At 39.9% G+C, this 19,458-nt stretch carries 19 protein-coding genes; 9 read left to right on the forward strand and 10 right to left on the reverse strand.

Annotated features, from left to right (window positions below):
• The first annotated feature begins 27 nt into the window (after window positions 1-27).
• The 3 genes from P8O16_RS15930 to P8O16_RS15940 all read left to right on the forward strand — a co-directional run bounded on the left by P8O16_RS15930 (window position 28) and on the right by P8O16_RS15940 (window position 4,191).
• Entirely contained in the window at window positions 28-1,887 is a 1,860-nt protein-coding gene (locus tag P8O16_RS15930; RefSeq protein WP_300316429.1) for a TonB-dependent receptor, read from the forward strand.
• A complete protein-coding gene (locus tag P8O16_RS15935; RefSeq protein WP_300316430.1) occupies window positions 1,884-2,939 on the forward strand; it encodes a YncE family protein in 1,056 nt (351 codons plus the stop codon). The genes P8O16_RS15930 and P8O16_RS15935 overlap by 4 nt, the downstream gene beginning before the upstream one ends.
• A 133-nt stretch (window positions 2,940-3,072) precedes the next feature.
• Complete coding sequence (locus P8O16_RS15940) at window positions 3,073-4,191, forward strand: ATP-binding protein (protein WP_300316431.1); 1,119 nt, start codon at window positions 3,073-3,075, stop codon at window positions 4,189-4,191.
• Between the two features lie 2 nt (window positions 4,192-4,193).
• Here the strand turns inward: P8O16_RS15940 and P8O16_RS15945 are convergent, their stop codons facing one another.
• Genes P8O16_RS15945 through P8O16_RS15955 form a run of 3 tightly spaced genes read right to left on the reverse strand, consistent with a single transcriptional unit; the run spans window position 4,194 to window position 6,332 of the window.
• Entirely contained in the window at window positions 4,194-4,937 is a 744-nt protein-coding gene (locus P8O16_RS15945; protein ID WP_300316432.1) for a DUF4163 domain-containing protein, read from the reverse strand.
• A gap of 11 nt (window positions 4,938-4,948) precedes the next feature.
• Window positions 4,949-5,935, reverse strand: a complete 987-nt coding sequence (gene meaB / locus P8O16_RS15950; protein ID WP_300316433.1) for a methylmalonyl Co-A mutase-associated GTPase MeaB — start codon at window positions 5,933-5,935, stop codon at window positions 4,949-4,951.
• The gene (locus P8O16_RS15955; RefSeq protein ID WP_300316434.1) at window positions 5,928-6,332 is read right to left on the reverse strand and encodes a hypothetical protein; all 405 of its coding nucleotides are present in this window, start codon (window positions 6,330-6,332) and stop codon (window positions 5,928-5,930) included. Before P8O16_RS15955 ends, meaB begins: the two co-directional genes overlap by 8 nt.
• 53 nt (window positions 6,333-6,385) lie before the next feature.
• Here P8O16_RS15955 and P8O16_RS15960 point away from each other — a divergent pair, with 53 nt between their 5' ends.
• Genes P8O16_RS15960 through P8O16_RS15970 form a run of 3 tightly spaced genes read left to right on the forward strand, consistent with a single transcriptional unit; the run spans window position 6,386 to window position 8,004 of the window.
• Complete coding sequence (locus tag P8O16_RS15960) at window positions 6,386-6,922, forward strand: CopD family protein (RefSeq protein ID WP_300316435.1); 537 nt, start codon at window positions 6,386-6,388, stop codon at window positions 6,920-6,922.
• A 6-nt stretch (window positions 6,923-6,928) separates the two neighbouring features.
• Window positions 6,929-7,561 (forward strand): SCO family protein, encoded by a 633-nt coding sequence (locus P8O16_RS15965; protein WP_300316436.1) that lies wholly within the window; start codon window positions 6,929-6,931, stop codon window positions 7,559-7,561.
• Window positions 7,558-8,004, forward strand: a complete 447-nt coding sequence (locus P8O16_RS15970; RefSeq protein WP_300316437.1) for a cytochrome c — start codon at window positions 7,558-7,560, stop codon at window positions 8,002-8,004. The genes P8O16_RS15965 and P8O16_RS15970 overlap by 4 nt, the downstream gene beginning before the upstream one ends.
• Here the strand turns inward: P8O16_RS15970 and P8O16_RS15975 are convergent.
• Window positions 8,001-8,423, reverse strand: coding sequence for a hypothetical protein (locus P8O16_RS15975; protein WP_300316438.1), 423 nt, complete (start codon window positions 8,421-8,423; stop codon window positions 8,001-8,003). The genes P8O16_RS15970 and P8O16_RS15975 overlap by 4 nt on opposite strands.
• A gap of 203 nt (window positions 8,424-8,626) precedes the next feature.
• On the opposite strand from P8O16_RS15975, the gene P8O16_RS15980 reads away from it, so the two are divergent.
• Window positions 8,627-9,448, forward strand: coding sequence for an aminotransferase class IV (locus P8O16_RS15980; protein WP_300316439.1), 822 nt, complete (start codon window positions 8,627-8,629; stop codon window positions 9,446-9,448).
• 92 nt (window positions 9,449-9,540) lie between these two features.
• Here P8O16_RS15980 and P8O16_RS15985 read toward each other — a convergent pair whose 3' ends face one another.
• Genes P8O16_RS15985 through P8O16_RS16010 form a run of 6 tightly spaced genes read right to left on the reverse strand, consistent with a single transcriptional unit; the run spans window position 9,541 to window position 16,624 of the window.
• A complete protein-coding gene (locus tag P8O16_RS15985; RefSeq protein WP_300316440.1) occupies window positions 9,541-9,981 on the reverse strand; it encodes a hypothetical protein in 441 nt (146 codons plus the stop codon).
• A gap of 26 nt (window positions 9,982-10,007) precedes the next feature.
• Entirely contained in the window at window positions 10,008-11,276 is a 1,269-nt protein-coding gene (locus P8O16_RS15990) for an FtsX-like permease family protein (protein WP_300316441.1), read from the reverse strand.
• A complete protein-coding gene (locus tag P8O16_RS15995; protein ID WP_300316442.1) occupies window positions 11,273-11,905 on the reverse strand; it encodes an ABC transporter ATP-binding protein in 633 nt (210 codons plus the stop codon). The genes P8O16_RS15990 and P8O16_RS15995 overlap by 4 nt, the downstream gene beginning before the upstream one ends.
• 1 nt (window position 11,906) lies before the next feature.
• Window positions 11,907-13,085, reverse strand: a complete 1,179-nt coding sequence (locus tag P8O16_RS16000) for an ATP-binding protein (protein WP_300316443.1) — start codon at window positions 13,083-13,085, stop codon at window positions 11,907-11,909.
• 57 nt (window positions 13,086-13,142) lie between these two features.
• Window positions 13,143-16,259, reverse strand: a complete 3,117-nt coding sequence (locus P8O16_RS16005) for an ATP-binding protein (RefSeq protein ID WP_300316444.1) — start codon at window positions 16,257-16,259, stop codon at window positions 13,143-13,145.
• Window positions 16,235-16,624 (reverse strand): two-component regulator propeller domain-containing protein, encoded by a 390-nt coding sequence (locus P8O16_RS16010; protein ID WP_300316445.1) that lies wholly within the window; start codon window positions 16,622-16,624, stop codon window positions 16,235-16,237. Before P8O16_RS16010 ends, P8O16_RS16005 begins: the two co-directional genes overlap by 25 nt.
• 84 nt (window positions 16,625-16,708) lie before the next feature.
• Here P8O16_RS16010 and sucD point away from each other — a divergent pair, with 84 nt between their 5' ends.
• Together sucD and P8O16_RS16020 are read left to right on the forward strand one after the other, a co-directional pair.
• A complete protein-coding gene (gene sucD, locus P8O16_RS16015) occupies window positions 16,709-17,590 on the forward strand; it encodes a succinate--CoA ligase subunit alpha (protein WP_300316446.1) in 882 nt (293 codons plus the stop codon).
• Between the two features lie 141 nt (window positions 17,591-17,731).
• Complete coding sequence (locus P8O16_RS16020; protein WP_300316447.1) at window positions 17,732-19,363, forward strand: ABC-F family ATP-binding cassette domain-containing protein; 1,632 nt, start codon at window positions 17,732-17,734, stop codon at window positions 19,361-19,363.
• Window positions 19,364-19,458: the final 95 nt, after the last annotated feature.

Here is a 19,458-nt window from a genome sequence, read left to right on the forward strand (position 1 = left end):
TCGAATTTGATTTTAATTCGATCAGGGATGAGTTTGTTGCTTTGGATAGGTATGTTTTTCGGCTTTCAGCTACAGAGTAAAGACACTGTGCTTTTGACTCCTGTGGAAGTCTATGCGCCTCCTTTGGATCGATTTACTCAAGGTCAAAAGATTAAATCCTATTCCAATGCTGAGCTATATTCCTATCAGGGAAGGTCTCTTGGCGATTTATTACAAGAAACTTCGCCGATTTTTATCCGCCAATATGGAGCCGGAATGCTGGCTTCTCCCTCTTTTCGTGGTACTTCAGCGGGACATACTTCGGTTTTTTGGAATGGTATTCCGGTCAATAGCCCTTCACTCGGACAATCCGACCTCTCCATTTTGCCAGTGGCAGCAGTGGATCAGGTTGCAATTCATTTTGGAAATGGGGGAGCCTTATTTGGGAATGAAGCTATTGGAGGCTCGATTCATTTGGGTACCAAAATTTCATTTTCTGAAGGCTTTCACAGCACTTTTTCCCAACAATTCGGAAGTTTTGGACAAATCAACAGTTATCTCAAATCATCTTTCTCTTCAGAAAAATTCAGCTCCCAAACTCGCTTTTACAGAGAATCTGCCACAAATGATTTTCAATTCAAAGATCTTGGTCAAGCTGGAACTCCTATCGTTAGTGCCCAAAACTCAGAAATGAAGCAATTGGGAGTCGTTCAGGATTTGGCTTGGAATCTTAGCAAAACTGCGCAACTAAAGGCAAGTTTTTGGTACAATCAGGCAGATCGAGAGGTTCAGCCTGTGATGGGTTCAAATACGAATGATATCCAAAGCGATCAGAATTTTAGAATGGCAATTGATTACTTCCACTTTGGCGAAAAGTCGATTTTGAATCTAAAAACCGGTTTGGTCCGTGATCAGCAACTCTTCAATCAAAGTGAGAATAATACGGTTCAATATTTTCTATCCGGAGACTGGGATAGTGCTCTGGCACCAAACTGGAACTTGAAAACAGGACTCCGGTTGAATTTTATCCAAGGAGAACTCAGTACCTACCAAGCTTCCGATCAGCGAATCGAGTCTTATCAATCACTTCGCTTTCAACCTGAGGAAAACCTAAAAATCTCACTCAATATGAGACAATTAGCCTATTTGGATCAATTTGAGCCATTTATTCCAAGCTTGGGTGCAGATTGGGATTTTTGGAAAAACTCGAGAAATCAACTTTCCCTCAAAGCTTCCTTGGCAAAAGGAATCAAAGTGCCAACACTGAATGATCGATTTTGGGAACCGGGAGGAAATCCCGATTTGATCCCTGAGAAAAGCCAAAGCGGTGAAATCGGTCTGAATTGGCAGAAAACCGGGGGAATCAGCTGGGAAAATAGCCTCACTTATTATCGAATGCAGGTAGATAATTGGATCATTTGGATTCCCAAAGCAAATTTCTGGACACCAGAAAATATCCGAGAAGTCCAAAATCAGGGAATCGAATATGAAGGTCAGGTAAGTACAGAAATGGGAAACTGGAACTTCACAGCAAACTGGGCTTATACATGGAGTCGGGCAATCTCCACAAAGGGCATTGGTGAAAGCGATCCAGCCATCGGAAAACAACTCCCCTATACACCAGAACATCAGGCAAATGGAAAAATCACTGTATCGAGAAATGGTTTTTCCACTTTTATCGGGACTTTTTTCGTCGGGGAAAGACGAGTCACCACAGATGGTCAACGGACGATGCCATCCTACCAACTTTTCAACCTCGGGATTTCTTACGAAAAACTTGCTTTGGGAAAAGTAAAACTCCCTCTCCTCTTTCAAGTCAATAATTTATTCAACAAGGGTTACCAGGTGCTTTACCTCCGCCCTATGCCGGGAAGATCTTATCAATTCACACTATCAATACAATTATGAAATTTAAACTAAACCAACTCATTTGGGCTTTCACCCTTATTTTTCTTTCAATTTCCTGCACAGAAAGCGATCCAGACAGACCGCTTGGGGAATATGAAACCGGTATACTGATCATGAATGAAGGTGCTTTTGGGAGTAATGATGGCGAGATATATCATTTGAATCCTAGCACAGGTGAACTTAAAGCTGACATTTTTGAAGCTGCGAACAACAGACCTTTTGCAGGACTATTGGAAGAGATGGTAAGAGTAAATGATCGGCTTTTCCTGATAGCAAATACTGGGAAAGTAGAAATCGTAAATGCAGCCGATTTCAAAAGTCTGGGGACAGTATCCGACGATCTGGATCAGCCAAGATCCTTAGCTGTAGTAGGAAGTAAATTATTCATCAGTGATTATGGTCCTTACGATGCTTCTTACAATACTCCAGAATCTTTTATCGCCGTAGTGGACGGGTTAAATGGTGGCACAGTCAAGAAGAAAATCAAGGTTTCCAATAAGCCGGAGGACCTTTTTGTTTTCGGGAAATACGTGTTTGTAGCTGGATCTGAAGAAGGAAAAGTTGAAATAATAGATGCAGAAAGGGAAACCATCTTCAAAACCCTGGAAGTCCCGGGAAGACCTATTCAATTTTTCGAGATGAGAGGTGATCTATGGCTGTATTCGATCGGGGATGATGAAATATTTTTCCAATCTTTTCACCTCGATAATTTTACCAGAAAAATTCAAACCGGATTTCCATTGCCAAATGCTACAGGTCGAATTGCTTTTGGAAATGATGATCTGATCTACGTGAGTAGTAGCTCCGGATGGCCAGATTACAATGATACTGTCACTAAACTCTCTATTTTCGAAAGCGTTTTTGAGCAAGATTATATTACTGAAACAGGGATTTATGGCATTGGATATGATAAAAGAAACTCAAATCTAATTCTTGCTTTTTCAAACGGTTTTCAGGGAAATGGAACCCTAAAAATCTACAATAATACTCCTACAGAAATTCTTTCAATGTCCGTAGGAAGAGGCCCCTCAGGGTTTATGTTTATGGATTGAGATTTGAAATGAGTTCATTTTCAGGTAACAAAATGTCTTTGTTGACTAGCAAATAGGCGACTTTTATGGATTGTAATCCATAAAAGTCGCGACTATTGTGGATTTAATTCCATAAAAGTCGTATTTTTATTTCATGAAGTTCGATAGAATTCACCTTAAAAGCCTTTCTTCCAATCTGAAAAATGGAAAAGTTATTCTCTTAATCGGTCCTAGGCAAGTAGGGAAGACAACCCTGATTCAAGATTTACTTTCCAACAAGGACTTTCTATTTCTAGATGGTGACGATCCCACAGTCAGACAAATTCTGGACACTCCGAATACCCTGCAGATCAAATCGATTTTGGGGAATAAGCAATACGTATTTATAGACGAGGCTCAGCGGATTAAGAATATTGGTCTCACTGCTAAAATCATTCATGATCAATTCCCGGAGGTACGCTTGATTCTGAGTGGATCCTCTTCCTTCGAACTTTCAGGTTTGACTCAGGAACCTCTTACTGGCCGCAAGAGAACATTTCATCTCTATCCGATCAGTTGGAGCGAATTTGAGAATCAAGTAGGCTATCTTGCTGCTACACAAGACTTACCCAATCGACTGGTTTACGGGTTTTATCCGGAAATCATCACTCATGTCGGGGATCAGGAGAACTTACTTTATGAATTAACCGAAAGCTACCTTTACAAGGATGTCTTGGCTTTGGGTATCATAAAAAAGCAGGATGTTATATTTCGTCTCCTGCAAATGCTTGCTTTCCAGATGGGTAGTGAGGTCTCTTATAATGAATTGTCGCGGGCGCTTCAAGTGGATGTCAAAACAATCATTAGCTACATAGATCTTTTGGAACAAGCATTTGTCATCTACCGCTTGGGGACTTTTAGCCGAAATCTGCGGAAAGAAATCAAAACCAATAAGAAAATCTACTTCTATGATAATGGTGTTCGAAATGTCTTAATCAAAAACCTACAACCTATCTCTGTGCGAACAGATATCGGCGCTTTATGGGAAAACTTTCTCATGACTGAGCGAATGAAATACTTGGAGTATAATGGAATTCGTGCCAATCGCTATTTCTGGAGAACCAAATATCAACAGGAGATAGATTATATAGAAGAGAAAGACGGTGGCTTAAAAGCTTTTGAATTTAAATGGAATCCCGATGCAAAATGGTCACCTCCATCCTCCTTTAAAGAAACCTATAATGCTGATTTCAAAATCATCCATCGAGACAATTTTCGCGAGTTTTTAGGTTAAACTTACATCCTCACAATCCCTTTTAAATCTTCCAAAGAAAAATCCAACTCGGTATATCCCATGGCATAGGAGCCAATCTCGTATGGAATATAAATCAGGTGAAATTTTCCATCCTTGAATCCCATTGCGTTTGGTAGGAAAAAACCAGTTTCAGGCAGAAAAAATCTTCCATCCTCCTCCAAACTTTTCTCAGCATCCACTTCATGAAACTCCCGGAAGGCCTTTTCAGCGATTTCTTTCATTTTATCTTGATTCAGAATAAGACGATCTATTGACAAAAATTCGCCCGTATTCCGATCAAAATTCATAAAGTAATTGCTGGAATTTGGGTGGGCCCCTCCACTGTAATTAAACTCTGTAAAAAAAACAGTAAGCGTATTAAGCGAGTCAAAACTAATCGCTGCCTCAACTTCTATTTCCCAGCCTCCGGACATATCAGGAAAATCTGTTTTGGTATCCAAAAAGCTATTTAGATAGCTATCAGTTTGTTCTTCCAAAGTGGTCTTCCCCACAGAATCTGAGTAAAAATAGGACAGTAATTGCTCTTGTATCGCCTTATTAAGCCTATCCCCTATTTCACTTTTTTCAAACTCAGGCCAAGTGAAATTTACTGTTGCGCACGATTCATCTATACAGGTTTCCTTTGAAAAGTTTTTGATAACTGATTTCAAATCAGTATTCATTTCCGACTTTTCTGGGGAGCAGGAGATAAATAGGATTGAAAAAATGGTCAGGAAAAATCTCATGATTATGAATTTTAAGATTTTAGAAATAGCTGAGTCAATTTTTTAGCCAAAATGATCGGACTTAATTCACCTGATTTGATTCGAACTTTGGAAGCTTCCAATAAATCATTGACCTTTTTGTCTGAGAGAAAAGCTTTGCCTAATAAATCCTGAACATATTCATTCAGCCAGTTCAAACGTTGATTTTCACGATTCTCTTGCCAAAAACCTCTCTCCACGGTGATTGCTTCAAACTCAGAAATCATTTTCCAAACTTCCTCCAGACCAGTCCCTTCAATCGAAGACCCTAGCAACACCTTTGGCGACCAGCCATTTTCTCCAATAGGAAAAAGATGCAATGCATTGGAATAGTTAGCTTTCGCTTTTTTGGCAAGAGCTAAGTTTTCGCCTTCTGCCTTATTGATAAAAAGGGCATCAGCCATTTCCATGATCCCTTTTTTAATTCCCTGAAGTTCATCTCCAGCGCCCGCCAGCATCAACAGTAAGAAGAAGTCCACCATGCCTTTCACTGCGGTTTCAGATTGGCCAACCCCAACCGTCTCAATCAAAATCACATCAAACCCTGCTGCCTCGCATAGAAGCATGGCTTCCCGGGTTTTGGCACTGACACCTCCGAGGGTAGATCCTGTTGGACTGGGCCGGATAAATGCTCGCTTATCTGCCGCCAAATTTTCCATTCTTGTTTTATCTCCAAGAATGCTCCCTTTGGTTTTTTGACTGGAAGGATCCACAGCCAGAACTGCGACTTTATGACCTTTTTCCAGCAATAATTTGCCAAAAGATTCAATAAAAGTACTTTTCCCGACACCCGGTACACCTGTGATTCCGATCCGTTTGGAATTCCCCGTTGATGGGAGAATCTCCTGAACTAGCTGAGAGGCTAATTCTGCATCAGATTCCAAAGCACTTTCTACTAGGGTAATCGCGCGGCTTAAAATCGCACGGTTACCCTCTAAAATTCCATTCCGATATTCTTCGAGCGATAAGCGCTTACTCATTTTCTGATTTAAATCTAATTTCTCCCATTGGAGTTTTTTCGTAGCTGGCTATTAAATAAGGTCCCAAGGCCTGCATAAAGTGTGGTTCTTTTGGAGAAAGTTTTATCTCCTCATCGATTTCACCATTAAAGAAAAAAACTATCGTACGTCCATACTTGGTATGTGGAAGTGAATTTCCATATTCTTCCATCCAGGCAAAATCCGAATCAATGGCTTTTACTGCGTAAATCCGAATCACCGGACCAGTATTGTTTTCATTTCGGTAAGTTCCAAGCTCTTTGTATTTCCCCTCAAATCGCTCCATACCGGGTTGAAAAAATGATTCTTTGGCAATCATTATGACCAATGCCACCACAATTCCTGCAAGAATATAGTAAATGAATTTAGTGCTTTTCAAAATTTAAGTGTGGTTGTAAAGTTTAGGCCTTAATTTAGCCGAAAATTCTGAGAATGGGTTTCGAGTACATCAAAGCACTTCATATCATTTTTGTAGTCACCTGGTTTGCAGGGCTATTTTATATCGTTCGATTATTTATTTATCAGACCGAAGCGATGGAGCGACCTGCAAACGAGCGGGACATCCTCAAACCTCAACTTGACCTGATGGCATATCGTCTCTGGTATATTATCACCTGGCCTTCTGCCGTACTTACCCTAATCTTCGGCACGCTTGTCCTAAGCTATCGTTGGGGCTATTTGGAGCTTGGCTTTATGCAGGCAAAGCTTGGTTTTGTAGTTCTATTATATGTATATCATATTTTTTGTCACAAACTCTTCAAAGAATTGCAGGTCGGGAGAACTCGATGGACTTCTACGCAGTTGAGACTTTGGAACGAAGCCTCGACGCTGCTATTATTTGCCATTGTCTTCCTTATCGTTTTGAAAAATACGATGAGCATGGTATGGGGAATCCTAGGATTGTTGGGATTGGGTATCACCCTAATGATTGCTATCCGCCTTTATAAAAAGTATAGAACAAAATCTTAATCACCAATGAAATCTGCTTTATCAATTCTCTCGGTTCTCATCCTTGCAATCACAAGTTGGCAATGCACCCCTTCCAATACCTCAGAGGCCGAAAAACCACTTCCAAAACTTGGTAACTGGTACTTGGAAGGTCAGGATACGGTTTACCATCAAATTGCAGATTTTGAATTTATAAATCAATTAGGAGACACTATCTCCAGTAAAACAGTGGAAGGCAAAGTGTATGTAGCCGATTTTTTCTTTACTACCTGCCCTACCATTTGTCCAATCATGAAAAAAGAGATGCTTCGGGTTTATGAAAAGTTCGATTCCAATCCTGATTTTTTGATTCTGAGTCACTCCATTGATCCCACTTACGATACTCAAGAGGTCTTAAGGGATTATTCTCAGAAACTTGGAATCGAAGATGCCTCCACTTGGAATTTTCTAACAGGCGATCAAGAAAAGATTTTTGAAATTGGACAAACAAGCTACCTGACTACTGCTATGGCAGATCAGGCAGAGCCGGGAGGATTCCTCCACTCTGGCGCCTTCATTCTGGTAGACCAAGAGGGCCATATTCGTGGAGTCTATGACGGAACAAAAGCAGATCAAGTCGATCGATTGATCAATGATATTCCAAAACTTCTTGGGAAATGAGAATCCTAATTTTGATTTTGCTAGTCATCACTTCTTGTTCGCCAAAAGCCACCAATGATGAAAACACACTTGCGGGGATCTCAGATCCTGAAGTGATGAAATATGCCATTGAAGGGAAAAGACTATACGAAAACTATTGTGCAAACTGCCATCAAAGTACGGGTGAAGGCCTTGGAAAATTAATCCCACCACTCAAAAACGCAGATTATTTCCGGGAAAGCATCTCTAGAACAGCATGGATCATGCGGAATGGGCAAAAAGGAGAAATCTTGGTGAATGGTCAAGCATATAATCAAGCCATGCCTGCAAATCCAAATCTAACACCTTTGGAAATCTCTCAAATCAGCACTTACCTCTATAATATATGGGGAATGAGCGAGGGTGTTATTCTCTCCTCTGAGGTGGAAACTTACTTAAAAAAAGCTCCAGAAGGTTTGAATTAATCCTTCAAAACCTCCTGAGCTTTTTCCAAAGCAGCTTTGATATCAGCGTTTACCTCATTGACTTTTACCATCTGCTCTTCAAGATAAAGCTTGATCTCTTCAGGAGACTTCCCTTCGTCTTCAATAGAATACTGACGCATCCAGACAAACATCCCTTCGTATGCTGCATTTAGATCAAAGGCCAAAGCTTTAAGATTTTCAATCTCATTCAAATCCGGATTTTCGGACATTTCAAGTGCTTCTATTTTTGCCTGAACTTCCTTCTCCAAGTTTTTGAGGGTACCCATTTTCGGCATCACTTCATCATGGACAGCTATCACTTCTGCTCTTTTTTCTTTGTTCTGCTCGACTAGGCTTGGCTCACATGAGGTAAAAAACAACAAAAGAAGTGATGCGGGAAGGATTCTAAAATATCTCATACGATTATAATTTCATTTTTAAAGTTCAAATGGAATCTCGCATTAGAAGAATACCGAAGTGTGATATTCAGAGTCATGCTAGATTTCAAGATTTTGAGTGATTACAGCGCAAATTTACTTTTTATTCCCCTAAAGATTTGCAAAAACTCTTTGCAATTAATCCAAAGTCAGGCAGTAATTTTAGTCAACTTATTCAAATTGCTATGAAACTATTTTGCTTTGCCAATGGCAAAATCATCCCAACAGAGAGTGCAACCATTCATCCAATGGATTTGGCAATAATCCGTGGCTATGGGATTTTTGATTTCTTAAGAACAGTGAATTACGTTCCTCTTTTTTTGGAGCACTACCTTGATCGTTTTATTGCCTCAGCTGAAAAAACATTTATTCCTTTGGAGTATTCTAGAGAGGAATTAAGACAAATCATCAAAGATCTCATCGAGAAAAATGACCTTAAAGAAGGAGGGCTTCGATTAGTATTGAGTGGTGGTGTTTCTGAAAATCATTTTTCACCTGCAAAAGGAACACTTTTCATTTTTGCAGAATCCTTGATTTTCCCTGCGCAGGAAAAGTATGAAACTGGTATTAAATTGCTTTCTCTTGAATATGTACGCTCGATCGCTGAAATAAAAACCACCAATTATGCCTATCCTGTATGGCATAGTAAACAATGGAAAGATGCAGGTGCTGAGGATGTGATTTACCATATGGACGGAGAAATCAGCGAAAGTTCAAGAAGTAACATCTTCATCATCAAAGATGGCCTTGTTAGTACGCCGGAGAAACATGTGCTAAGAGGAATCACTCGAAAGCATGTGATGGATATTGTAGGGGATGTAGCTGTTCGTCCGGTTTATTTTGAAGAAATGTTAGAAGCAGATGAAGTCTTTATTACGAGTACTACAAAAGTTCTTCTTCCAGTGACTCAAGTAGACAATCATAAAATAGGAACTGGGAAAGTTGGAAAACGATCATTAGAAATTCTGGAAAAATTCAAAGCTTTAGAAAAAGAGCTTTGCTACTAAAAGAACAATAGCGAAGGAAAAACTCTAGAATTAACACAAAAGCCGAAGGTATACTTCGGCTTTTATGGTTTAAAATCCTTGATGATTCATTCTCAATTCACCAAGGTGGCATCTTTAAGAATGTACATCAGCTTTTCAGGATCTTTACTATTCAAGGTTAGTTTGCCACGAACCTTGACTCTATTAGAGGTGTATTTGATCGGATTGGAAAGCATGACTTCCATGACAGTTTCCGGACCACCCGAGCCGCAAAAGAAGCACTCCGCAAGCGGTAAACTAGAAAGGATGATATGCTCAGGTTTAAACATACCTTCAAAAGGAATAATGTAACCATCAGCTTCCACTACTTTCCCTTCTAACTTGGTAATGTTAGCAGAGAAGACAGGGACATAAAGCTCCCCAAACTGATCTTCGCTGATTTTATAAGAAACTTCGGAAAGGCTTTTCCACACATTCTGGGTCTGGGCAAATACTCCGCTTTGACTTAGTATGGTGAATCCTATTACCAAAAGAGCTGATTTATAATTTTTCATAGACTTATTTTTCTTTTTATAATTCCTTACCCTCGGGTGAGTTGCTTTGAAATATCTGTTTTATAGGCTGAAAATGCTGGAATCATTGATGCAAGTAACCCAACACTTAACGCATAGATCACTAGCCAAAGTTCTTCTTTTAAGAATACCCAAGATTCGAAAGCAGCAACAACTCCAGTATCATTCTGATTAACAAGAATTTGTAGAAATAAATGCCCCAATAAAATTCCAATGAGTGCGCCGATAAAGGTAAGCATGATTCCTTCCAAAAAGACTAAAAACAACAACTGAAACCTTGAAGCCCCAATCGCTCTGAGGATAGCCAAGTCATATTTTCTTTCTTTCAAAGAATTATACAGTGCAATAAAAATCCCTATCCCTGATATCCCCAAAAGAACTATAGCCAACCCCTGCAATAAACTCACTCCTACTCCAAGCAACTCAAACAGGCGCGCCATCTCAAATGAGGGCGAAGCAGCTTGCATCGTTGTTCTTGAATTGATCATTCTTGGCAGTTGAATCGCCGCCATAGGATTTCGGTATTGGATCAAAAGCGAGGTGATTTCCCGTGGCTGATCCGAATCAGGGAAGCCTGTTTGTGCTACTTTCTGATGAAATTTTTCATGATTTACAGATTCCAATGGCAAGGAATTGTTAAGTGAATCAGTCTCAGTTTCTGATTCATCATGAGTCAACCAAACTGACTCAATACTGGTAAGTACTAAGCGATCTAGAACATTTCCCTTTTGCTCCAAAACACCAACTACTTTATAATCATGCTGATCATGATCGTGGCTGCCAACGCTGATTCCATGGCTACCGGCGAAAGAATCTCCAACAGAAAGTCCAGTTTGCAAAGCAACTTCAGACCCTAAAACCACATCGAATGGATATTCCCAAAGCGAACCGGATTTTGGGATGGACTCATAGACTTTCAAGTAGTCGTAATTCGTTCCTACTATCCTGAACCCTTTGAAATTATCTCCAAGTGCTAAAGGGATGACGCCTTTCACCAGCCGATTTTTGGCTAGTTTTTGAGCCTCTTCCATCGGAATATTTCCTGTGGGGAAATCCACATGATAGACACTTGATAAGACCAGTTGAAGTGGACTTCCTTTAGCTCCTACTACCAGATCAATTCCTTTTGCATCTGTGGTCACTTTCTTTTCAAACTGATCCTGAATCAGAATTAAAACAGTCATGATTGCTAGTCCAAGAGCTAGCAACAAAACATTCAAACCTGTAGAAAGTGGTCTAAACGTTAAATATTTCCAACTTAGCTTGATCAGATTCATGCGCTTTTCACTTCAATAAAATTGGAAATATGGGCTTTAACCCGCTGATCATGCGTAACTATAATCAAACCGGCACCGATACTTTGTGCTTGATTTTTCAATAATTGGATCACTTTACTCGTATTTTCATCATCCAGACTTGAAGTAGGCTCATCTGCTAGAATCAACTTTGGTGAATTCACCAAAGCTCTTGCGATAGATACGCGCTGCGCTTCTCCTTCACTTAGGGTATTTATGGATGAATTAGCCTTTGATTCGAGTCCTAAAACAGCAAGCAACGAATCGATATTTTGACCTTTCTTGTGGGAAAAAGACTTTGCAATCTGAAGGTTTTCTTTCACAGAAAGTGCCGCGATGAGGTGAGGTTTTTGAAAAACAATTCCTATTTCAGACCCACGAAGCCGATCCATTTCTTGTGATGAAAGTGAATTCAAATCCACACCATCCAATAAGACACAGCCAGTATGAGGCTTGAGTAATCCTGAAATAAGGTTTAGCAAGGTGGTCTTGCCGCTACCTGAATTCCCTAATACCAAAAGAGATTCTCCTTTTTCTAATTCAAAATCAAGAAAATTTAAATTCTTTTGGCCAGCATGAGTAACGCTTAAATTTTGACAGGAAAGCAGCATTTTATTTACTAACTGGAATTGTGACCTTGAATGTTGTTCCTTTTCCTTCTACACTTTCAAATTCTATGGTTCCTTTCATCACCTCAATACATTTTTTCACAATGGAAAGTCCGAGGCCTGAGCCCTCTATGATACCTACATTCTTTGCTCGAAAAAAACGGTCGAATAGCTGATCTTGTTCACTTTTGGGAATACCAATACCTTGATCCCGGATTGTACTGATCAATTGACCATTCTCGAATGAAATATTAAAATCAACCTTCTGACCATCTGAAGAGTACTTGATTGCATTGGAAAGCAAATTTTCAAATATTTGGTAAAGCAACTCTGAGTCAGTGGTGAGAGTTTTTGGAATATTCCCCGTCTCCATTTTAATTTCCACATCGTTTTCTTTGCCTGCATTCAGGGTATCCATTAGCTCTTTAAGAAATGCACCCATGAACATCTTTTTTGGACGAAATTTCATTTGATCGGCATCGGCTTTCCCAAAAAACAGAACGCTTGTCAATAAATTATTCAATGCTCTTACCGAATTTTCAATTTTACCTGCATGCTTTGCAATCTTAACCTTAAAAGGATGATCCTTCTCTCCGTAAATTTGGAGCAACTGAGCTGAGCTAAGAATAGATGTTAAAGGGGTTTTAAATCCATGCGACACGTTCAAAACGATTCGGGATTTCAACTCATTAATTTCTCGTTCTTTCTCCAGTGCCTTTGTCAATTCCTTGTTGGCATCATAGAGTTCTACAGTCCGCTGCTTAACTTTTTCTTCCAACTCATTATTGAGCTTTTGCAGTTCTTTTTCTTTTCTATCCTTAAAAATCGCCAACTCAATAACCATGTTCAGTTCTCGGATATTGAATGGCTTAATTACGTAAGCACTTGGGTTAGTGCCTACTACTTTATTCAAAGTCTCTGCATCTGAACTAGCACTGAGGTAGACAACTGGGATATCATATTTTTCATTGATAATCTCGGTGGTTTTGATCCCATCAAGTTCCCCAGCCAAATTGATATCCATCATTACGATATCGGCATGATTTTGAGTCAGAAGCTCCAAAGCTTTTTCACCAGAATCAGCAATCCCTAAAATTTCATGCTTATTCTTTTCCAAGGCTTTTTGAAGTAGAAGTGCAGAAACTGCGTCATCTTCTACGATGAGTATTTTGAGGCTAAACATTCAGGTTCTTTTCTTTTTTTCTTATAAATATGTGCTGAAAATACAAAAATTATATGCTTAGATAGGAATTTTGATAGTGATCATAGTTCCAGTGTTCTTCATGCTTTGGACATCAATGGTACCTTTCAGCAAATCGATTAGATTTTTGGTGATACTTAGTCCTATGCCAGTTCCATCAAATAGACGATCGTTTCCAGTACTTTCTTGCTCGAAGGGTTGAAAAATTTTTGCCATAAACTCCTCCGACATCCCTACTCCTGTATCTTCTATTTTCAACAGAAGCTTTCCATCCTGCCGATCTACCTGTAGGTGAATTTCGCCCTCTTCAGTGTATTTAATGGCATTACTGATGATATTGTTTAAGATCATTTCTAAAAATCTCTTATCTGTATTTCCCAGAATAGAGGAGGAAAGGTAAGTTTCGCGAAGCACGATTCCTTTTCGATTTGCAAGGTTTTTTAAGGGTTTTACTACTGTGTTTATAAAATTATTGATCTCAATTGGCTCGAAATGTACATCCATTTTATTGGCTTCAATTTTCGCCATATCCAATATGGAGTTAATTGTGCTTAGCAAGCGTTCACCACTTTGCAAAATGATATCCAGTTGAGAAATCAATACTTTATCTTCCTCATGATTCATCATGATATGTTCCGTACCTCCTAAGATCCCATTTAGTGGAGTTCGTATTTCATGACTGATATTAGACAGTAAGCTGGATTTAAACCGATTCGCCTCTTCTGCTTTTTCTTTCGCATCCCGAAGACTATTTTCAATTACTTTTTCCAAAGAGATATCCCTGAAAATACACATAATCAAGTTTTGACCTCGGTAATCTTTTTGAATCAATTTTGTGTAAAGCATCATCTCCACAGAATTACTTTTCCAAGGAAATACAGCTTCCAAAGAAATCCCCTGCTCTAATTTGGAGATGTTTTCCGGCTCAAACATCTGTATTTTATTTTGACAAAAACCCGGCTCACTAAAAAGCTCATGCATAAATTTACCGGGTAAGGCAGTTTCTTTCTCACCAATCAATCTTGCGAATGATGGGTTTACAGCAACGATTTCTTCCGAATCCAAGGTTAAAATCAAGCAACCTTTGGAGCTATCCCAAACATTTTTGAATTGCTGTTCCGATGCGATTTTTTCTTTTTCTTTATTGTCAAAAGCAACTTTCAACAATCCCAATTTCCGAAGTTGCTGAAATAAAATGTTTATCAATATTCCCAATCCAATCAAGAAAGAGACGACTAGGAACAAAAACCAAATTTGCAGGTAAATCGGCTTAGCAATTTGAAAAGGCTTTGAAGAAACCTTCTCAGAAAAATTCTCACCTTCATAAGATGCTTTCATTTCTAGTTTATAGTTCCCGGGAGGAAGGTTTGTGAAAAAAAGCTGTGTCGCTTTTGGATCTTTGAGAATTGTCCACTCGCCGCCCTCTTCTGGTCCATTTATACGGTAGTGAATCCAGAGATCCTTTTCTTCATTAAATCCTGTCACAAGGTATTCTACCTCAAACGTATTTTCAGAAAAAGAGACGTTTAGGTTTTCAGAACTCTGGTTAATATTTGGCCCTACTTTATAGGATTCAAGATAGATCTTTGGCGCTCCAGTCGCCTCAAACTTCTCTTCGGGAAAGAAAACCGAAAAACCCTTTAAAGTGCCAATAATGATTTTCCCGGATTTGCTTTCAAGTAATGCTCCTCGGTTAATTTCATTTCCTATCAACCCATTACTCTCATCGTATCTTAATACCCCTTCTTGATTTATCCTCACAATCCCCTGATCGGTACCTAGCCAAATATTTCCTTTTGAGTCCTTAATCAAGCAATAAACAGGGTTATCAATCTGTTCGCCTTTTAGCGAATAGGGAAGAACTTCATTGTTTTTAAATATTTTTAGTCCCTCATCTGAGGCAATGAGCAAACCTTCATCTGTCTCCAAAACATCAAACCCTTGGACGATTACAAACCTATCATTCTGCTGCAGCGGAGGTTGATCAATATATTTTTTACCTGCCATGACCACTATTCTTCCATCTTTTAATTTGGAAGCTTTTCGAAAAAAATAAATCGGCTGATCGATTAATTCTTGGATTTCCCCAATGAGATTTCGCTTATAAAGCTGGGTTCCTTGTGCAGACTTTGGAGCGATGTAAACTGACTTGGGCCCAGCCATTATCACACTGTCACCCACTATAACTACAGATGAAATAGAAACGTTGGTAGGAGGAGCAAAATGAATTGTTTTATCAGTTTCAGGAAAATACTTCCCTACTCCCCCTTGATTTGCTGAAAACCAAACTATACCTGACTCTGGGTCTTGGCTGAAATTTATAATTCGCTCCTGCGGTGTTCCTGAGGCAAATGAATCACGGTAGACTGTGGTCATTTCCATTCGAGAAAATTTCTGTATCCCGTTGTTAAAACCAAAAAGAAAATTTCCTTGATCAAGTTCTAAAATAGCCGAGATCTCTTCAGACATCAAGTCCAGTCGAAATCTTCCATAATTCTGAAATTTCAAACTATTCAAATTGACAATACCTCGGGAAGTCGCAATCCAAAGAATCCCCTCTCTGTCTGTAATTGCATCATGAATAAAAAAAGCATTCAAAAGGTTATTTAGTTCTAAAATCAGGGGAAAACGATTGTAACTGGCAATTTTCCTGAGTTGGGAATTGAAAAAGTAAAACACATTATCCGCCCTAAAGAAAAGTCCGTAATGTGTTTCGCTTATAAAATCTGATTCAGAAATATTTGAATCCACCAAGCTGGTAGGTTTATTAAATTCAGATCCTTTGGCTAAATAGTTTTTTCCTAAGAAATAAAACTCATCAGAAAACGGAGAGGGCTTGACTACAACTGGGACTCCGGGAAGATCAATTCCTTGAAAAAGAAAAGGCTCCAACTGATCTCCGGTTAATTTGGCAGTTAGCTGCTCAAAGAAAAAATATTCTTTACCTTCAAATTTGGTCACTGAAAATAAACGGCCTGATTCTTTGAAATCTGGTCTAGGAAGTTGCTTGAAATCTTTCAGGTCGGACTTCCAGGTCACCAATATATTTTCCGTATCCAGAAAAAATTGCTTCTCCTTTCCTTTTCCTATCGAAAAAAATATGATACGATTACTTTGCTTAGTCCCAAAATCTATGGCAATTTCTCCTCTTCCCATTTCCCATAGCCTCCTTTAAATAGTTTAGGAAGACCATTCTGATTAAAAAGCCAGATTATGCCATCTTCATCGATGTGGAGGGAAATACTAAAATCAAATTCCGCAGCAACAGATTCTTCCAACGAATGAGTCTGTATCCCATCGGAATAATAAACTCCCCTTACTGTAGAAAACCACATCCTCCCGAGGGTATCCTGTGCTACCTGAAGCACATTTTGTACGGGTAGGTTTACTCCTTTAGGATTTGTGTTAAAATTAAAATCCTGTGAAAAAACTACGGAATTGCCTGCAAGAAGTATCAGAATTAAGATGCTGATATAGCGGATTTGATAAACCATCGGAGCAAGATAAAAAAGATTTTTCAAGTTAATTTAAACAGAGATAGTTAGACTTTTCTTTTGAAGCCGGGATGATTCTCCTATTTTTGTGCAAACTTTAGAAATCGCATCATGAGTGTACTAGTAAATAAAAATTCCAAGGTAATCGTACAAGGATTCACCGGGTCAGAGGGCTCTTTTCACGCACAGCAAATGATCGAATACGGCACTAACGTGGTCGGTGGCGTGACTCCAGGCAAAGGCGGGACTATCCATTTGGAAAAACCTGTTTTCAACTCTGTAGAAGAAGCCGTTCAAAAAACTGGTGCAGACACTTCAATTATTTTTGTTCCACCGGCATTTGCTGCCGATGCAATTATGGAAGCTGCTGACGCTGGAATTAAGGTAATCATCGCTATTACTGAAGGAATCCCTGTAGCAGATATGATGAAAGCAAAGCCTTATATTCAGGAAAGGGGAGCAACTCTTATCGGCCCTAACTGTCCTGGCGTAATCACTCCAGGTGAAGCAAAGGTAGGTATCATGCCTGGCTTCGTCTTCAAATCAGGAAGAATCGGCATCGTGTCCAAGTCTGGAACCTTAACTTATGAAGCAGCTGATCAAGTCGCTAAAGCAGGTTTGGGTGTTTCTACAGCTATCGGTATTGGAGGTGATCCAATCATCGGTACTTCTACCAAGCAAGCAGTACAATTGCTGATGGATGATCCTGAGACTGACGCAATCGTCATGATCGGAGAAATCGGGGGTAACTATGAAGCAGATGCTGCTAAGTGGATCAGAGAGACTGGAAACAAAAAGCCTGTAGTAGGATTCATTGCAGGTCAGACTGCTCCCGCAGGACGTAGAATGGGACACGCTGGTGCGATCATCGGAGGTGCTGATGATACTGCTGCTGCCAAAATGAGAATCATGAGAGAAAATGGAATTCACGTAGTAGATTCTCCGGCGGAGATCGGAGCTACAATGGCGAAAGTCCTGGGCGTGAATGCTTAAATATTTGTTGGATGTTGGGTGACCGATGTCCGTTGCTTGGAAACCGCTCCGATTTAGTTCGGGGCGGTTTTTTTTATTTCTGATTTCTAACTTCTAATTTCTGCCTTTAAAATCTACCTTTGCCCTTTCAATTCCAAGCCAATGATCTCAGTAGATAATGTCGCCGTCATTCACAGCGGTTCCACCCTCTTTAGTAATATTTCCTTTGCCATCAACGACACCGACAAAATTGCCCTTATGGGTAAAAACGGTGCAGGAAAATCCACCCTTCTGAAGATCATCGCAGGACAGACTAAGCCAAGTTCGGGTTCGGTTTCTGCGCCAAAGGACTTTGTGGTGGCTTACCTCCCTCAGCACTTGCTGACTTCGGATGATTGTTCGGTGATGGATGAGACTTCCAAAGCTTTTGCCAGCTACCTCTACATGAAGACGGAGATCGAGCGAATCAATGAGGAATTGACTGTGCGGACAGACTACGAATCAGATGGCTATTACAAACTGATCGAGCAGGTTTCAGAATTGAGTGAGAAATTCTACGCAATCGAGGAAGTGAATTATGAAGCGGAAGTAGAGAAAGTATTACTAGGCTTAGGCTTTGAGAGAACTGATTTGACTCGATCTACATCGGAATTCTCAGGAGGTTGGAGAATGCGAATTGAATTGGCGAAGATTCTTTTACAAAAACCTGATTTGATTCTTCTTGATGAGCCGACTAACCACCTGGATATTGAATCGATTCAATGGCTGGAAGATTTTTTACTTACTAAAGCGAAAGCCGTGGTGGTCATTTCCCACGATAGAGCCTTCGTAGATAATATTACCACTCGGACCATTGAGCTCACCATGGGCCGAATGTATGATTACAAAGCCAAGTACAGCCACTACCTTGAACTCCGAAGAGAGCGTCGGGAGCAGCAGCAAAAGCAATACGAGGAGCAGCAGGCGGTCATTGCGGATATTCAAGGCTTTATCGATCGCTTCAAAGGCACGTATTCCAAGACACTTCAAGTACAATCAAGAGTGAAAATGCTCGAAAAAATGGAGATTATCGAAGTAGACGAAGTGGATACTTCCGCATTGAAACTCCGCTTTCCTCCTTCTCCAAGATCTGGAAATTATCCGGTGATCGTGGAAGACATGAGTAAAAGCTATGGCGATCATGTCGTTTTTAAAAACGCTGCTATGACCATCGAACGAGGACAGAAAGTTTCTTTTGTTGGAAAAAATGGTGAAGGAAAATCCACAATGATCAAAGCGATCATGAACGAGATCGAATTTGAAGGCAAATGTGAATTAGGCCATAACGCGATGATCGGTTATTTCGCCCAAAATCAAGCCTCACTTTTGGATGAAAGCCTAACTATTTTCGAAACCATCGATCATATCGCCGTAGGGGAAATTCGAACCAAGGTGAAGGATATTCTCGGTGCTTTTATGTTCAAGGGAGATGATATCAACAAGAAGGTGAAAGTACTTTCCGGCGGGGAAAAGACTAGGCTAGCGATGATCAAACTCTTGCTAGAACCAGTAAATCTTTTGATTCTCGATGAGCCTACCAACCATTTGGATATGAAGACCAAAGACATCATTAAGGATGCTTTGAAAGCTTTTGATGGTACACTCATCATCGTATCTCACGACCGGGATTTCTTGGATGGCTTGGTAACCAAAGTTTTTGAATTTGGTAATAAGCGAGTGAAAGAACACTTTGAAGATATCAATGGCTTCCTACGAAATAAAAAGATTGAGAATCTGAAAGAAGTGGAGCGGTAGACAGTTGGCAGTTGGCAGTTGGCAGTTGGCAGTTGGCAGTTGGCAGTTGGCAGTTGGCAGTTGGCAGTTGGCAGTTGGCAGTTGGCAGTTGGCAG

It is taken from the genome of Algoriphagus sp., assembly GCF_029254265.1.
Classification (GTDB): domain Bacteria; phylum Bacteroidota; class Bacteroidia; order Cytophagales; family Cyclobacteriaceae; genus Algoriphagus.

What these genes read in the sequence shown, in the direction of transcription:
- P8O16_RS15930 (WP_300316429.1), top strand. Translation starts at nt 28, where the DNA reads ATGAGTTTGTTGCTTTGGATAGGTATGTTTTTCGGCTTTCAGCTACAG.
- P8O16_RS15935 (WP_300316430.1), top strand. Translation starts at nt 1,884, where the DNA reads ATGAAATTTAAACTAAACCAACTCATTTGGGCTTTCACCCTTATTTTT.
- P8O16_RS15940 (WP_300316431.1), top strand. Translation starts at nt 3,073, where the DNA reads ATGAAGTTCGATAGAATTCACCTTAAAAGCCTTTCTTCCAATCTGAAA.
- P8O16_RS15945 (WP_300316432.1), bottom strand. Translation starts at nt 4,937, where the DNA reads ATGAGATTTTTCCTGACCATTTTTTCAATCCTATTTATCTCCTGCTCC.
- meaB (WP_300316433.1), bottom strand. Translation starts at nt 5,935, where the DNA reads ATGAGTAAGCGCTTATCGCTCGAAGAATATCGGAATGGAATTTTAGAG.
- P8O16_RS15960 (WP_300316435.1), top strand. Translation starts at nt 6,386, where the DNA reads ATGGGTTTCGAGTACATCAAAGCACTTCATATCATTTTTGTAGTCACC.
- P8O16_RS15965 (WP_300316436.1), top strand. Translation starts at nt 6,929, where the DNA reads ATGAAATCTGCTTTATCAATTCTCTCGGTTCTCATCCTTGCAATCACA.
- P8O16_RS15970 (WP_300316437.1), top strand. Translation starts at nt 7,558, where the DNA reads ATGAGAATCCTAATTTTGATTTTGCTAGTCATCACTTCTTGTTCGCCA.
- P8O16_RS15975 (WP_300316438.1), bottom strand. Translation starts at nt 8,423, where the DNA reads ATGAGATATTTTAGAATCCTTCCCGCATCACTTCTTTTGTTGTTTTTT.
- P8O16_RS15980 (WP_300316439.1), top strand. Translation starts at nt 8,627, where the DNA reads ATGAAACTATTTTGCTTTGCCAATGGCAAAATCATCCCAACAGAGAGT.
- P8O16_RS15985 (WP_300316440.1), bottom strand. Translation starts at nt 9,981, where the DNA reads ATGAAAAATTATAAATCAGCTCTTTTGGTAATAGGATTCACCATACTA.
- P8O16_RS15990 (WP_300316441.1), bottom strand. Translation starts at nt 11,276, where the DNA reads ATGAATCTGATCAAGCTAAGTTGGAAATATTTAACGTTTAGACCACTT.
- P8O16_RS15995 (WP_300316442.1), bottom strand. Translation starts at nt 11,905, where the DNA reads ATGCTGCTTTCCTGTCAAAATTTAAGCGTTACTCATGCTGGCCAAAAG.
- P8O16_RS16000 (WP_300316443.1), bottom strand. Translation starts at nt 13,085, where the DNA reads ATGTTTAGCCTCAAAATACTCATCGTAGAAGATGACGCAGTTTCTGCA.
- P8O16_RS16005 (WP_300316444.1), bottom strand. Translation starts at nt 16,259, where the DNA reads ATGGGAAGAGGAGAAATTGCCATAGATTTTGGGACTAAGCAAAGTAAT.
- sucD (WP_300316446.1), top strand. Translation starts at nt 16,709, where the DNA reads ATGAGTGTACTAGTAAATAAAAATTCCAAGGTAATCGTACAAGGATTC.
- P8O16_RS16020 (WP_300316447.1), top strand. Translation starts at nt 17,732, where the DNA reads ATGATCTCAGTAGATAATGTCGCCGTCATTCACAGCGGTTCCACCCTC.